Origin of the sequence: Micromonospora sp. WMMD729 (genome assembly GCF_049315225.1) — a bacterium.
Taxonomy (GTDB): domain Bacteria; phylum Actinomycetota; class Actinomycetes; order Mycobacteriales; family Micromonosporaceae; genus Micromonospora.
On record NZ_CP186059.1, the window covers coordinates 3691551 to 3705500 of the forward strand.

A 13950-nucleotide genomic window follows, 5' to 3' on the forward strand; every position below is an offset into this window, starting at 1 on the left:
CACGACGATGAACCAGTACTACCTGCTCGGACGGTCCGGCCTGCGGGTGAGCCGACTCGCGCTGGGCACGATGAACTTCGGTGTCGACGGCTTCCACGCCGCGTACGGCAAGACCGAGGCGGAGTCCGAACTGATCTTCCGGCAGTACCTCGAATCGGGCGGCAACTTCGTCGACACGGCGGACTTCTACACCGCCGGGGAGAGCGAGAAGATCCTCGGCCGCCTGATCGGCCGCGCCGGAATCCGGGAACGGGTCGTCCTCGGCAGCAAGTTCACCTACACCGTCGACCCGAGCGACCCGAACGCCAGCGGCAACGGCCGCAAGCACATCATCCGCGCCGTCGAGGCGTCGCTGCGCCGACTCGGCACCGACTACATCGACCTGTACCTGCTGCACACCTGGGACCGGATCACCCCGGCCGAGGAGGTCGTGCGGACCTTCGACGACCTGGTACGCGCCGGCAAGATCCGGTACGCCGGGCTCTCCGACGTACCCGCCTGGTACGCGGCCCGCGCGCAGAGCTACGCCGAGGCGCACGCGCTGACCCCGATGATCAACCTGCAACTCCCGTACTCGCTGGTGGGCCGGCACATCGAGGCGGAGTACCCGGCGATGGCCCAGAACCTGGGCATGGGCATCACCGCGTTCAGCCCGATCGGCGGTGGCCTGCTCAGCGGAAAGTACCGCCGCACCGACGCGGGGCTGAGCGGGACCGGCCGGCTGACCACCCCGAACGCCGCGGGCCGCGAGATCAGCCCCGACGACTGGAAGGTCATCGAGGCCCTGGAAGAGGTCGCCACCGACCTCGGCCGGCCGATGGCGCAGGTAGCGATCAACTGGGTGGCCACCCAGCCGGCGGTCAGCTCGGTGATCATCGGGGCGAGCAGCGCCGAACAGGTCGCCAGCAACTTCGGGGCGCTGGACTTCGAGATCCCGGCCGACGCCCGGCGTCGCATCGACGAGGCCAGCGCCCCGAACCTCGGGCTGCCGTACGGGATGTTCACCCCGCAGTACCAGTCCTGGCTGGTGAGCCCGGGTCTGCACGTCGGCGACAAGCCGGCCGGCTACGCGCCGCCGGTGGTCAACGCGGCGAGTTGAAACCGGGCGACGGTGTGCCGTGGCGCGTCCGCGGCACACCGTTCGTCAGCCGCCGACCGTCGCGGCGTCGGACGTCGCCTCCGCAACGCCCTCGTAGCGGTCGACGTAGCGCCGCAGCACGTCGGCGGCGTCGGCACCGAGCGCGGCCAGGTCCAGGGTGTTGTGCCGGACCCCCAGCGACTCCGGCAGCGCGTACACCCGCAGGTCGATACCGTTCGCCCGGGCGATCCGGCGCGGCACCCGTACCGCCGCGACGGGGTCCACCACCGTGTCCAGCGGGCTGATCACCACGGCCGCGCTCAGCAGCCCGGTCCGTCGCGGCCGGCGCGGCAGGGACCGCACGATCGTCAGGTACCGGGTGACCGCCGCGAGCGAGTAGCCGCGCGCGGTGACCCGGTCCCGCAGGACGCGCCGCCCGTACAGCGTGATCAGGGGCCGGACCGCGATCGCCGGGGCCTGCCGGGGGCCGAAGAACGGCGACAGCACCAGCAGCCGCCGTACGACGTCCCCCCGGACCTGGGCCAGCCAGGTGGCCAGCACCGCGCCACCGGAGATGCCCACGACACCCACCTCGTCCCCCAGGCCCGCCGCGACCGTCACGGCCTGTTCGGCGTACGCCGTCAGCTCGCCGGCCCCGATCCGGTGGTGGGCCCGCCGGTCGACGGTGCCGTGGTGCGGGGCGCGCGGTATCCACACGTTGTAGCCCCGGGCGAAGAACACCTCGGCCAACGCGTCGTACTGCTCCGGCGCGAGGGTGTAGCCGTGCAGCAGCAGGACGGCCCGGCTGGTACGCGAGCCGTGACTCAGCAGGCGGCTGCGCGACTCGGGCCGTACCTCCGGGTCGGCGGCCTCCGCCGCCGTGATGCGCGCGGCGGCAGCGGTGGCGGCGGCGAAGTCGAGCGGCGGCGTCGGCGCGAGGCGCAGCGCACGACGGCCCAGCGGCCAGAGGTAGAGCCCGGCGACCACCGCGGCGACCAGCACCGTCGCGCCGACGACGAGGGCGATGATCTCCAGCACGGGCACAGATCCTGGCAGCAGGTGCGGGCGCGGCCGCCGCGGGGGTGCGCCCCGGTGATCCGGGGCGCACCCGCGGGGACTACGCGGTCCCGCCCGGAGCGGCCGGTGGCGCGAACAGCACGCGCGCGCGGAGTTGGCGGAACCCGGTCCGTTCCAGCTCGGCGAGCACCGCGACGCGGTGGGCGTCCACGTCGGCGATCACCTCCCGCGCGCCACCGGCGGCGAGCACCCGGACCGCCTCGGCCAGCAGTTCCCCGCGTGCCGCGTCGTCGAGCAGGCCGAGGTACGCCAGGAGCGGGTAACAGGCGTCGCCGGCCGTGCCGACCAGGCCGACCGGCCGGCCGTCCACCAGGCCCACGCGCCAGTCGTCGGTCGACTCCCCCAGCCAGGCCAGCGGATCGGTGGCCAGGTCGACACCGCCGACGGCACGCGCGATCTCCAGGCCGGTCAGGACGTCGGGCTCGGCGATCCGGGCGACGAGGGCGTTGATCTCGGCCAGGTCGACGGGTGGGCGGAACGTGTACCGGCCGGAGGTCGCCGGCAGCGGCGTGCCCGTCCACGAACAGCGCAGCCGCTCACCCGCCTCCACCAGGCCGGCGAGCCGGGCCGCCGCCATCGGCGGGGTGACCACCGCCAGCACCTCGGGTCGCCGCCGCCAGTGGGCGGGCAGGGCCGCGTAGTAGCGACCGGGACCGCCCAGCGCCTCGTGGGCGGCGTGCAGCAGCGCGGCCCCGACCTCGGGCTCGGCGGCCAGGTCGAACCGTTCCAGCCACGGCGCGCCCACCGCGCCGGGTGGGCGGAGCCAGGCCGCCCGGGCGACGACCCGGCCGCCGCGCAGGGCGATCCAGGTGGTCTCGGGTCGGTAGCCGCCGCCGGCGATGCCGTCGGCGTACGGGACCTGCCGCAGTTGGGGCAGCGGATCGGCCATGGAGTCGAAGAGGTTTTCCTCGCCCGCGACGAGCGGGCGGATGAGCAGGTCGGACATGCGGTGACCCTCCGGAGAGCGAGCGCCCCGGGTCAGCTCCGCGTGGACGCCGGGGCGCGGAGGGGGCGCAGAACATCGGACATTGTTCTGACCTCCTCTCGGCTCGACGGCGTGCCGCAACGATACGCGAGGCGTCGTCGACGCTCAACGCCCGCTTCAGAGCGTCGGGTTGGTCTGCGCGCCCCGCAGGTGAGCGCGCCCGTCGATGACGGCGATCACGGCCAGGATCAGCGCCGCCAGGCCGGCCACCGCGACCGGTGGGAGCAGGACGCTCGGCAGCGCCGCGACCGCCAGCACCAACGCGCCGATGAACAACATCTGGCAGCGCGGCGCGACGGAGTACCGGCGCTCCAGGTAGCTGCGCCCGACCAGGAACAGCACCGGGCCACCGAAGATGATGACCACCAGCGCCCAGTCGATGGGTGGGTGCGGATCTTCGATGATCTGTCCGAAGCCGACGGCGGTGCAGATGATGCCACCGACGATGAACAGCAGGCTGTAGCTCGCCAGTCGGGACAGCTCGATCCCCTCGCCCCCGGCGCTGCCGCTGGCCTGCTTACCCGGCCCCACATGGTAGAAGTAGAGCCGCCAGAAGGAGACCGTGGCGACGAACGCCGCCACGAGGACGATCGTCCGCTCGGTCGAGAAGCCCGGGAAGCTCACGGCGGCGCCGGCTTCGAGCACCACCTCGGCCAGCGCGATCATGAAGAACTGGTTGTACCGCTCCGCGAGGTGCACCTGGGAGACCGCGGCCAGGTCGCCGATCGGCGCGCGGCCGATGCGCGGCACCGGCCAGTGCACGGCCGCCCCGAGCAGCTCGACACCGAGCGCGAACGACCAGAGGATGCCCCGGCCGAGGCCACCGTCGATGCCGCCACTGATCCAGAGCACGCCGGAGACCGAGTGCCAGACGAGCACCCGGTACGAGAACAGCTGCGCCGGATGGCCCCGTAGGGCGAACACCAGGTAGAGCGGTCTGCCGAGCTGGACGACGACGTACGTGCAGGCGAAGATCACACCACGCGCACCGAAGGCCTGCGGTAGCGACACCGCCAGCACCAGCGTGCCGAACATGGTGGCGAGCAGGACGACCTGGAGGTCCACCCGGCGCGGGTCGTACGTGCTGGCCAGCAACGCGTTCAACGACCAGATCATCCACATCGCCGTGAAGAACAGCAGCGTCTGACCCGCCTCGGACAGCAGCGTGTGCCGGACGATGGTGAGGTCGTCCGCAACCCGCCCGGCGAGACGGGCCAGCGCGAAGACGTAGACGATGTCGAACAGCAGTTCCAGGACGGTCGCCGAGCGCGGGCTCGTGCTGTCGGCCAGGCCGCGCATCCAGGTGGGCGTCAGCATGGCCGCACCCCCTAGTACCGGTTGAGGGCACTTTATCCCGGTACGCCCGGTGGTTATGCCGGATCGCCCGCAGCGGGCTCGACATGGTCGCGCCACGAGTGCCGGGGTTCGTAGCCCAGCAGCCGCCGCGCCTTGTCGATGCTGAGCAGGGTCTCGTGTTCGCCCAGCTCCTTACGGATCTCGACACCCGGGTAGACCTCGGCCATCAGGTCGGCGCTGGAGCGGGTCATGACGGTGTCGGCGTTGGCGATGATGAAGACGTCCGCCCCGGACCGGTCGTACGCGAGGGCCCGCTCGACCGCCTGCGCGCCGTCGCGGGAGTCGATGTAGCCCCACAGGTTCCACCGTCGCGCCCGCGGGTCGGCGTCGAACGACGGGAAGGGAGCGTAGTCCTCGACGTCCATCACGTTGGAGAAGCGCAGGCCCACCATGACCAGCTCCGGGTCCCACCGGCAGAAGTGCCGGGCCATCTCCTCCTCGAGTGCCTTGTTCAGCGAGTACGTCGACTCCGGCCGGGGCGCGTACTCCTCGTCGACCGGCGCGTACGGCGGTGGGGTGTCGAACGGCAGTCCGAGCACCGTCTCGCTGGACGCCCACACCACCCGCTTGATGCCGGCGGCCCGGGCAGCGGCGAAGACGTTGTACGTCGCGGCGGAGTTGTTCGCGAAGGTGACCGCGTTCGACCGGAGTCCGGGCGCCGGAACGGCGGCCAGGTGCACGACCGCCCCGATGCCACCCGGGTGCTCGTCCGCACCCCCGGTGAACGCCTCGACCACCTGCCCGTAGTCGGTCAGGTCGGCGAGGAGGAACTCGCCGTCGACGTCGCGGGGGTCGCGTCCGCCGGCACGGTCCACGGCCAGCACGTCGACGCCGACGCCGCGCAGGTGGGCGACCACGGCGCGGCCGAGCTTGCCGGTGGCGCCGGTGACGACGACACGTCCGGGGAGTACGGGATCGGTCATGGACCCATCCTCGCCGGCCCGCCCCGGCGGCCCGCACGCGGGTGCGTACCGGCGAGCCGGCCGCCGCATCGATCAGGAATCGAGAAGTCTCCGCCGCCGGCCCTGCCTAGCATGATCAGCATGGATATCACCATTCACACGACCGTTCTCCCGCACGTCGACCCGGAGGCCTCGGTGGCCTTCTACCGCGACGTCCTCGGCTTCGAGGTCCGCAGCGACGTCGGCAAGGGCACGATGCGGTGGATCACCGTCGGCCCCGTCGAGCAGCCCGGCACGTCCATCCTGCTGGCGCCCCCGACCGCCGACCCGGGCATCACCGAGGACGAGCGGCGCACCATCACCGAGATGATGGCCAAGGGCACCTACGGGTGGATCCTGCTGGCGACCCGGGACCTGGACGCCACCTTCGAGAAGGTGCAGGCCGGTGACGCCGAGGTCGTCCAGGAGCCGACCGAGCAGCCGTACGGCGTGCGGGACTGCGCCTTCCGTGATCCCGCCGGCAACATGGTCCGCATTCAGGAACTGCGCTGAGCCCATGTGTATCGCCGCCTGGGGGCGCGCACGCGCCGAGCAGCAGCGCCTGAACGACCTGGCCCGACCGGGTCACGCGCCGGACCTGCCACTGGTCACGGCGGGGACGATCGAACCACTCCGGAACCACGAGGCCGACGGGGGACGACATGGCGAGCGCGCCACCGCGCAGCCGTGAGGAGCGGCTGCGAGACACCCGCGGAAGGCTGGAGAACGACGTCGACCTCTGGGTCGCCACGGCGGGCTCCCCGGGGGGCCCGCACCTCGTCCCGCTCTCCTTCCTCTGGGACGGGACCGTGTTTCTCATCTCGACGCCACGCGCCTCGGTCACCGGCCGCAACCTGCTCAGCGATGGCCGGCTCCGGCTCAGCCTGGGCACGACGCGGGACGTAGTGATCGTCGACGGCGTGGCCGAGGCGGTGGACACCGCCGACCTCGGCCAGCAGAGGCGAGCGGCGTTCGCCGCCAGGACGGGTTTCGACCCGGGCGACAGCGCGGAGCCCTATCAGTACTTCGCGATCCGGCCGCGGCGCGTCCTGGCCTGGCGGGAGGCGAACGAGCTGAAGGGACGCGTCCTCATGCGCGACGGCGGGTGGCTCGCCTGAGTCACCCGGCGATCCGCGTCCTGGCGTGCGGGGAGCGGCCGGGTGCGTACCGTGCAGGGGGTACCCGATCATGTGAGGAGAAGAGCCATGTCCAAGCCACCGCTCCCCGAGGCCGCGGTCGAGATGCTCTTGAAGCCGAACCCGGCTGTCATGACCACGCTTCGCAATGGTGGTCAGCCGGTGTCCGCCGCGACCTGGTACCTGTGGGAGGACGGCCGGATCCTGGTGAACATGGACGAGAGTCGCCGCCGCCTGGAGCACGTCCGCAACGACCCCCGGGTCTCCCTGACGGTGCTGGACGAGGCCGGGTGGTACACCCACGTGAGCATCATCGGGCACGTCGCCGAGCTACGCCCCGACGAGGACTTCGCGGACATCGACCGGTTGGCCCGGCACTACACGGGCAATCCCTATCCCCGGCGTGACCGGGGCCGGGTCAGCGCGCTGATCGACATCGACCGGTGGCACGGTTGGGGGTCGATGAAGGACAACAGCCAGGTCGGTTGACCGACGACGGCGGTGGCGCACGGGCGGCTCTTGACCGCAGAGCGTGATCGGCTTAACTTCATCAATCAGATAAGTGTCTTTACTAATTCTGTTTGATCCCTCGTGGGAGTGCCGATGCGTCAATTGCGCCACCGCCGCCTCACCGCCGTCGTCGCCCTGGCGACCCTGCTGATCACCGCCGCGCCGCCCGCCGCCGCGAACGCCACCGCGAAGCCCGACCGTCAGCCCGGCTACCACCGGGTCGGCTACTTCACCCAGTGGGGCATCTACGGTCGGGCCTTCCCGGTCAAGAAGCTCGACACGTCCGGGGCGGCGAGCCGCCTCACCCATGTCAACTACGCCTTCGGCAACATCAGCGAGGACGGCCGCTGCTACCTGGACGGCGGGCCCGGCGAAGGCGACGCCTGGGCCGACTACCAGCGACCGGTGCCCGCCGAGGAGAGCGTCGACGGCGTCGCCGACGGCCCCGGGCAGGCGCTCAACGGCAACTTCCACCAGCTCGCCAAGCTCAAGGCGAAGCACCCCCAGCTCAAGGTGCTGATCTCGCTGGGCGGGTGGAGTTGGTCGACGTACTTCTCCAACGCCGCCCGTACCGACGCCTCCCGCAAGGCGTTCGTCGCCTCCTGCATCGACCTGTACCTCAAGGGCAACCTCCCCGGCGCGCCGGGCGCGGCGGCCGGCGTCTTCGACGGCGTCGACCTGGACTGGGAGTGGCCGAACTGGGACGGGGAGCCCGGCAACGTCATCCGCCCCGAGGACCGGGAGAACTTCACCAAGCTGCTCGCCGAGTTCCGCCGGCAGCTCGACGCGTACGGCCGCACCACCCGCGCACACCACCCGCTGACGGCCTTCCTCCCCGCCAACCCGGCCGCCATGGACGCCGGCTACGAGGGCCGCAAGATCTTCACGTACCTGGACTTCGCCACCGTGCAGGGGTACGACTTCCACGGCGGCTGGGACGCGCGGGCCAACCAGCAGTCGGCGCTACGGGTACCGGCCGGCTCGCCCGACAACCCGGACTTCTCCGTCGAGGTGGCCGTCGACGGGTGGATCGCCCGCGGCGCGCCACGGCACAAGCTGGTCCTGGGCATCCCCTACTACGGCCGCGGCTGGACCGGCATCACCGGCGGCGGCAACGGCCTCTTCCAGCCGGCCACCGGGCCCGCACCGGCCGCCTTCGAGGCCGGCAACGAGGACTACAAGAACCTCAAGACCCTGCCCGGCAAGGGCTACACCGTGCACCGGGACCTGCGCGCCGGGCACGCCTGGCTGTTCGACGGTACGACCCTCTGGACGTACGACGACCCGGCCGTCGTGTTGCAGAAGACGCTCTACATCCGACGGACCGGCCTGGGCGGCGCGATGGTCTGGTCGCTCGACGGTGACGACGACAACGCCACTCTGACCAAGACGATCGGCCTCGGCCTGACCACCTGGTAGGGCACCCGACCCGCAGCGTTCCCCGGCCCGCCGCCGACCGTGACCCGGTCGACCGGCGGGCCGGAGCCTGTCACTGGCTGCTCCACCGCTCGCTGAACCGCCAGGCCGGGCTCCCGTCCGGGCGGGTCGGCCGCTCATCGTCGTGCGGACCGGGGGCGGAGACTCCGTGCAGGGTGGCGCCCGCGAAGTGCGACAGGGAGTGCAGGACGCTCGCCCTGTCGTGCGGGAAGTGGCGGATGTCGGCCACGGTGAAACCGCCGAGCTCGGCCGAGTAGCCGAACTCGCGCGGTTTCTCCACCTCTGGATAGTCCCGTTTGAAGGCGACGGCGAGTACGTTGCCGGCCACGAAGATCCGGTCCAGGTGGTGCCAGGCGATGAACCGGTTGTGCGCGCTGCTCCGCATGCCGATGCCCTGTGTGGACAGCGCGACGACCAGCGGCCGTCGCGCCAGCGCGAGGTGACCGGTCAGGACATCCCGTGCCTGCACGACGACCAGGGCACCGATGGCGAGGAGCCCGGCCAGCAGCCACACCTCACCCAGCGCATGCGACTCGACAGGCATCCACCACCAGGCGACCCGCCGGTTGTCGGCCTCGACCAGATGCAGGGCCACCCAGCCGCCCATGCCGCCGCCGATGGTCAGCGGGACGAGCCACCACGCCCGCAACCTCTCGCTGCGGTAGTAGAGCCACCCACCCAGCCGCCACGACACGAAGAGGACGACGCAGAGCAGGACGAGAGAGATCGCCGTCGGCTGGCGGGCCATCGCCATCGCTGCATGGACGACGAGTGCCATCGGCGGGTACGCCACAATGACACCCCACACCATGATCGCCAGGCCCCGCTTGACTCTGGCGTCCGCCGGAAACCCCGCCCGTACGTCTCGGCCGGAGGTCGCCGCGAGCACGGTGGCGAGCACCACGGCGACCGGCTCGAAGAACGTGAGCAGCAGTCCGGCGTCGACCCAGCCCGCCCTGGTGGCCGGTGTGGCGACGGCGACGAACCACGTCAGCAGGAACGCCACGTACAGCACCGCCACGCCGGCGGACAGCGCGAGCCGTCGCCAGTGCCTCGCCAGCAGGGCGCGGTGCAGCGGGTGGAACAGCCGCTGCGGTCGGCGCAACGTGTCCAGGACCGGCCGCGCCCCGGTCGGCGCGGGCAGGCCCCCGCCCGGAGCGACGGCAGGCGTGGTCGCCGACCGCTGCGGCGCGGCGCTGGGGCCCGGACGCAGCACCAGGTCGGCCGCGAGGTCGGTGTTGCGTTGGCGCGGACGGGGCAGGCCCCGGCTCGGCAGGGTGACCGCCAGGTGACGGTACGCCGCGCTCAGGGTCAGGTCCTCCCCGTCGGGGTGGCCGTCGCGCGCCGGTGGCCCGTACCGCAGCAGGTTGAGCAGCTCGCCGGTGAACGCCGTGTGTTCCGCGCCGACCGGGGCGATGGCGGCGACGTTGTCGGAGGTCGCGGTCAGCGTGAACGTGCCCTGAATCTCGCTGCGGTCGGCGAGCCCGTTCTCGACGTCGGCGGCGGACATGGTGTGGAGCGCGCGGCCCGCGAAGCAACAGTCGAGGATCAACACCCGGGTACGCGCCGGGCTGTCGCGCATCGCGTCCCGGATCCAGCTGAACGGGATCGCCGTGTACTTCAGCCACTCCGGCCGAGGGTTCGTGCCCGACAGCGCGAGGAACAGCTCCCCGTTGTCATCGAGGAGCCCGTGGCCCGCGTAGTAGACCACCAGCAGGTCCTCGGCCTCCCCGCACCGCTCGGCGATCGTCACCCCCGCCTCACCGGGATGCGCGAGGTCGAGCAGTTGGGTGCAGCGTTCCACGCTGACCAGGTCAACCGGCGCGGTGGTGACCAGTCGGGCCAGCTCGGTGACATTCGCCCGGACCGCCGGCAGATCCTCCACCGCCGAGTTGGTGTGTGTGGCGGTGCCGATCAGCAGTGCTGTCGACCGCGTCGGGTCGGGACGGCTCACGGATCGTCGGATCCGATCGGCGGCGCGTGCTCCGCCAGCGCCCGCACCGCCGCCTCGACGAGGGCGGTGACCTGGCCCATGTCCCGGGCACGGCGTACGTCCAGTTCCGCCGACCAGCCGTCCGGATGGGTGAGTCGCACCGTCACGTCCTCACGCCGGTGGGTCAGCCAGCCGGCGATCGACTGGACCAGCACCATCGCCGCGCCGCCACTGCCGACCGCCACCAGCAGCACGTCCGCCGCTCCGGCGGACATCTCGTCGGCCGGGATGGTCGCGTCCGGGGCGGGAGCGGAGGTCACCCTCCCACGGAGCCGGTCCTCGGAGCGCAACCACGACGCGAGGGAACGACGAGCATCGGCGGAGGGGAGATCCGGGTGGACCGAGAGCGTGATGGTCTCCTGAGACGCGGGCACCGTCTTCTCCTTTCGGTGAAGGCAAACCCCACGCCCTCATCCTGCCAGGCAGCGTCGCGATCGGGCAGCCCCGGAGAGTCACCGGAGTCGATCAGAGCTTGACCGCCGACTCGGCCGATCCATAGGCTCCGGCCACTGCGAGGCTTTCCCCCAAGAAGGGAACCCGAGACATGGCCCCATCGTTGCGTCCGCTCTGGACGGTCCCTGCGAGGCGGTTGGCGGGCGTCGCCGCGGTCACGCTCCTGCTCGGCACCACTCCCCTGCTCGGCGGCACGCCGGCCGCGAGCGCCGCCCCGCCGTCGAGATGCAGCAGCGACCCGACCGCCCGGCTGGCCGACGTGCCGAGCCCCGAGACGGCACTCGGCTTCCCCCTCGGCACCGGCCAGGAACGGGTCGTCACCAACGACGAGGTCCGCGCGTACCTCGGGGCCGTCGACCGCGCCTCCGACCGGGTCGTCACCGGCGTGCTGGCCACCAGCGTGCTCGGGCAACCCCTGCCGTACGCGGTGGTGTCCGACGAGCGCCACGTACGCCCGTCCGCGCTGCGGAAGATCGCCGACGACGTACGCGACCTGCGTGATCCCCGCCGGACGAGCGCGCGCACGGCCGCCCGTACGGCGAAGGACAGCCCGGCCATCGTCTGGGTCACCGCGAACGTGCACGGCGGCGAGAAGAGCGGCACCGACGCGGCCCTCAAGACGCTGTACGAGCTTGCCGCCGGCCTGTCCTGCGAGGTCGCCCGGCGCAACGACAACCTGGTCACCGTCGTCGTGCCGACGCAGAACCCGGACGGCCGCGACGCGACCCGACGGCAGAACGAGTACGGCTTCGACCTGAACCGGGACTGGTTCGCCCGCACCCAGCAGGAGACCGACGGCAAGCTCGAACTGCTGCGCCGCTACCCGCCGCAGGTGTTCGTCGACGCGCACGAGATGGGCGGCCGGCAGTACTTCTTCCCGCCCAACGCCGACCCCATCCACCACGAGATCGCCGGGGAGGCGGTGGACTGGATCAACCGGATCGGCGAGGCCAACAAGGCCGGCTTCGGCTACAACGGCGCCTGCGACGACACGGTCACCACCGAGTGCTACTTCAACTACGACACGTACGACATGTTCTTCATGGGCTACGGCGACACCGTGCCGACCACCGGTTTCGGCGCGGCCGGCATGACGTACGAGAAGGGCAGCGCCTCGGCCGTCGCCGACCGGGTGCAGCAGCAGTTCCACACCCAGTGGTCGACGCTCGGCTGGGCCGCCGCCCACAAGCGCGAGGTGCTGGACGGCTACTTCGACATCTGGACCGACGCGCTCGCCCAGGGCCGGGCGGGCACCCTCGAACCGAACGAGGTGGTGCAGCCCACCAACGAGGTCCAGTTCCCGGTGCCGGCCGTCCCGATCCGCTCGTACTTCCTGCTGCCCGACCGGCAGCTCGCCGACGTTCGCCGGCTCGTCGAGCGGCTGCGCCGCATGGACGTCGAGGTGTACGAGGTGCAGAAGCCGACCCGGGTGCCCACCGCGCGGGTGTTCGGTGGCCGCAGCGCCACGAACGTCACGGTGCCCAGGGGCGCGTACTGGATTCCGATGGACCAACCGCAGAAACACTGGATCCAGGCGATCATGGGTGAGGACCCGTACGTCCCGTTCCCGTACTTCTACGACGTCTCGTCGTGGAGCAACCCGCTGCTGATGGGCGTGTCCACCCTCTACACCGGAGACGACGTCCGGCCGAAGGCCCAGCCGGTCCGGGGAATCTCCGGCGGCCGCAGCGGGCTGGCCTGGCCGTGGGGCTCCTACACCTACCCGCTGGACTCGGCCGCCGCCGCGGAACTCACGTTCACCCTGCTGGGGCGCGACGTGCCGGTCACCCGTGACCTGGCGACCAACACGGTCGCCGTCCCGGCGAGCAGGTGGGACCGTGCGGCCGACGAGCTGGCCCGCTCGCTCGGCGTCACCCTGGCCCCGGCGGGGCGGGTCACCGGCACCCGCCTGAGCCTGCCCGACGTGGGGCTGTTCCAGGGCACCGGCATCTCCACCACGTCCGGCTCGCACGGCGAGGCCCGTTACGTACTCGGCAAGCGGTGGGGACTCGACCTGAAGCCGGTCACCACGGCCGACATCAACGACAACACCGAGGCGTTCACCGGCCGTACCGTGCTGCTGGTCCCCGACGGCAGCAGCCCCACCGGCGGCCTGACCGCCGCCGGGCAGGCCAACCTGCGGGACTGGATCGCCCAGGGCCACACCTACGTCGGGCTGCGCAACGAGGGCACCCGGCTGGCCCGCGCCGCCGGCCTCACCTCGACGACCGAGAAGGCCAAACCGGCCGACTACCTGGTGATCGGCTCACACCTGCGGGTCGACGTCGCCACCGACAACCCGGTCGCCCTCGGGCGGCCCGCCGAGGACTTCGAGTTCAACAACAGCGACCCGATCCTCACCCCGACCAGCACCGGCACGAACGTGCTCAGCTACCCGGCCGGTGACACGTTCTGGGCCAACGGCTACACCGTCGGCGCGGACACCCTCAAGGGCACGGCCGCCGTCGTCGACGAGCCCACCGGCGCCGGCCGGGCGGTGCTGTTCGCGTTCAACCCGCTCTTTCGGGCGTACAACGAAAACGGTCTGCACCTGGTGGCGAACGCGCTGCTGTACCCCGCCGGCGAACCGGACGCCCGACGCACGCCGGGCGTCGACGCGGCGCGCGCCGGCGCCGCCGCCGCGCCGGTCGCGGCGGACCTGGGCGGCGGCTGGCGACCGATCACCATCGAGGTCGCGGCGACGGACCTGCCGCGCGCGCGGGCCGTCGTCGACCGTTTCAGCACCGACGCCCGCACGGCCACGAAGAACACCTCGGCGTACGTCGTGATCCCCAACCCGCAGGGCCTCCAGGCCGACGAACACCCCTTCACGAACGATCTGGTACGCGCGCTGCGCGCCGCCGGAGTGCCACTGCGGTCGGTGGTCGCCTGACCGAACACCGTGTTCGGTCGAGAACCGAACTCGCCGCCCGGCAGCCCGAACAGCGGCGGCCTGTGCGGAACAGGCGGCAACGCTGGAATCC

At 71.8% G+C, this 13950-nt stretch carries 12 protein-coding genes; 6 read left to right on the top strand and 6 right to left on the bottom strand.

Features of this window, described 5'->3' with window-relative positions; genetic code table 11:
* The first annotated feature begins 7 nt into the window (after window positions 1–7).
* Window positions 8–1099 (top strand): aldo/keto reductase, encoded by a 1092-nt coding sequence (locus tag ACN263_RS17000; protein WP_422735297.1) that lies wholly within the window; start codon window positions 8–10, stop codon window positions 1097–1099.
* A gap of 45 nt (window positions 1100–1144) precedes the next feature.
* Here ACN263_RS17000 and ACN263_RS17005 read toward each other — a convergent pair whose 3' ends face one another.
* The 4 genes from ACN263_RS17005 to ACN263_RS17020 all read right to left on the bottom strand — a co-directional run bounded on the left by ACN263_RS17005 (window position 1145) and on the right by ACN263_RS17020 (window position 5419).
* Entirely contained in the window at window positions 1145–2116 is a 972-nt protein-coding gene (locus tag ACN263_RS17005; protein ID WP_422735298.1) for an alpha/beta hydrolase, read from the bottom strand.
* Between the two features lie 79 nt (window positions 2117–2195).
* A complete protein-coding gene (locus ACN263_RS17010; protein WP_422735299.1) occupies window positions 2196–3101 on the bottom strand; it encodes an acetyltransferase in 906 nt (301 codons plus the stop codon).
* Window positions 3102–3257: 156 nt separating this feature from the next.
* On the bottom strand, window positions 3258–4457 hold the full coding sequence (locus ACN263_RS17015) for a low temperature requirement protein A (protein ID WP_422735300.1): 1200 nt from the start codon (window positions 4455–4457) through the stop codon (window positions 3258–3260).
* Window positions 4458–4510: 53 nt separating this feature from the next.
* Complete coding sequence (locus tag ACN263_RS17020) at window positions 4511–5419, bottom strand: NAD-dependent epimerase/dehydratase family protein (RefSeq protein WP_422735301.1); 909 nt, start codon at window positions 5417–5419, stop codon at window positions 4511–4513.
* A gap of 120 nt (window positions 5420–5539) precedes the next feature.
* Between ACN263_RS17020 and ACN263_RS17025 the strand changes: the two genes are divergently transcribed.
* From ACN263_RS17025 to ACN263_RS17040, 4 genes are all read left to right on the top strand, one after another.
* Window positions 5540–5950 (top strand): VOC family protein, encoded by a 411-nt coding sequence (locus tag ACN263_RS17025; protein ID WP_422735302.1) that lies wholly within the window; start codon window positions 5540–5542, stop codon window positions 5948–5950.
* A 149-nt stretch (window positions 5951–6099) separates the two neighbouring features.
* Window positions 6100–6555: a pyridoxamine 5'-phosphate oxidase family protein gene (locus tag ACN263_RS17030; protein WP_422735303.1), complete on the top strand. Its 456-nt coding sequence runs from the start codon at window positions 6100–6102 to the stop codon at window positions 6553–6555.
* Window positions 6556–6642: 87 nt separating this feature from the next.
* Window positions 6643–7062, top strand: coding sequence for a PPOX class F420-dependent oxidoreductase (locus ACN263_RS17035; RefSeq protein ID WP_422735304.1), 420 nt, complete (start codon window positions 6643–6645; stop codon window positions 7060–7062).
* A 114-nt stretch (window positions 7063–7176) separates the two neighbouring features.
* Window positions 7177–8502 carry a glycoside hydrolase family 18 protein gene (locus tag ACN263_RS17040; RefSeq protein ID WP_422735305.1) on the top strand — a complete coding sequence of 442 codons (1326 nt, stop codon included), beginning with the start codon at window positions 7177–7179 and terminating at the stop codon, window positions 8500–8502.
* 70 nt (window positions 8503–8572) lie between these two features.
* On the opposite strand, the gene ACN263_RS17045 is transcribed toward ACN263_RS17040, so the two are convergent.
* Together ACN263_RS17045 and ACN263_RS17050 are read right to left on the bottom strand one after the other, a co-directional pair.
* A complete protein-coding gene (locus ACN263_RS17045) occupies window positions 8573–10474 on the bottom strand; it encodes a caspase family protein (protein WP_422735306.1) in 1902 nt (633 codons plus the stop codon).
* Window positions 10471–10887, bottom strand: coding sequence for an effector-associated constant component EACC1 (locus tag ACN263_RS17050; RefSeq protein ID WP_422735307.1), 417 nt, complete (start codon window positions 10885–10887; stop codon window positions 10471–10473). Before ACN263_RS17050 ends, ACN263_RS17045 begins: the two co-directional genes overlap by 4 nt.
* A 170-nt stretch (window positions 10888–11057) precedes the next feature.
* Between ACN263_RS17050 and ACN263_RS17055 the strand changes: the two genes are divergently transcribed.
* Entirely contained in the window at window positions 11058–13859 is a 2802-nt protein-coding gene (locus ACN263_RS17055) for a M14 family zinc carboxypeptidase (RefSeq protein WP_422735308.1), read from the top strand.
* Window positions 13860–13950: the final 91 nt, after the last annotated feature.

Bases quoted from the DNA above. Each gene is read 5' to 3' on its own strand.
- ACN263_RS17035 (WP_422735304.1), top strand. From the start codon at position 6,643: ATGTCCAAGCCACCGCTCCCCGAGGCCGCGGTCGAGATGCTCTTGAAG.
- ACN263_RS17055 (WP_422735308.1), top strand. From the start codon at position 11,058: ATGGCCCCATCGTTGCGTCCGCTCTGGACGGTCCCTGCGAGGCGGTTG.
- ACN263_RS17030 (WP_422735303.1), top strand. From the start codon at position 6,100: ATGGCGAGCGCGCCACCGCGCAGCCGTGAGGAGCGGCTGCGAGACACC.
- ACN263_RS17020 (WP_422735301.1), bottom strand. From the start codon at position 5,419: ATGACCGATCCCGTACTCCCCGGACGTGTCGTCGTCACCGGCGCCACC.
- ACN263_RS17010 (WP_422735299.1), bottom strand. From the start codon at position 3,101: ATGTCCGACCTGCTCATCCGCCCGCTCGTCGCGGGCGAGGAAAACCTC.
- ACN263_RS17015 (WP_422735300.1), bottom strand. From the start codon at position 4,457: ATGCTGACGCCCACCTGGATGCGCGGCCTGGCCGACAGCACGAGCCCG.
- ACN263_RS17000 (WP_422735297.1), top strand. From the start codon at position 8: ATGAACCAGTACTACCTGCTCGGACGGTCCGGCCTGCGGGTGAGCCGA.
- ACN263_RS17040 (WP_422735305.1), top strand. From the start codon at position 7,177: ATGCGTCAATTGCGCCACCGCCGCCTCACCGCCGTCGTCGCCCTGGCG.
- ACN263_RS17025 (WP_422735302.1), top strand. From the start codon at position 5,540: ATGGATATCACCATTCACACGACCGTTCTCCCGCACGTCGACCCGGAG.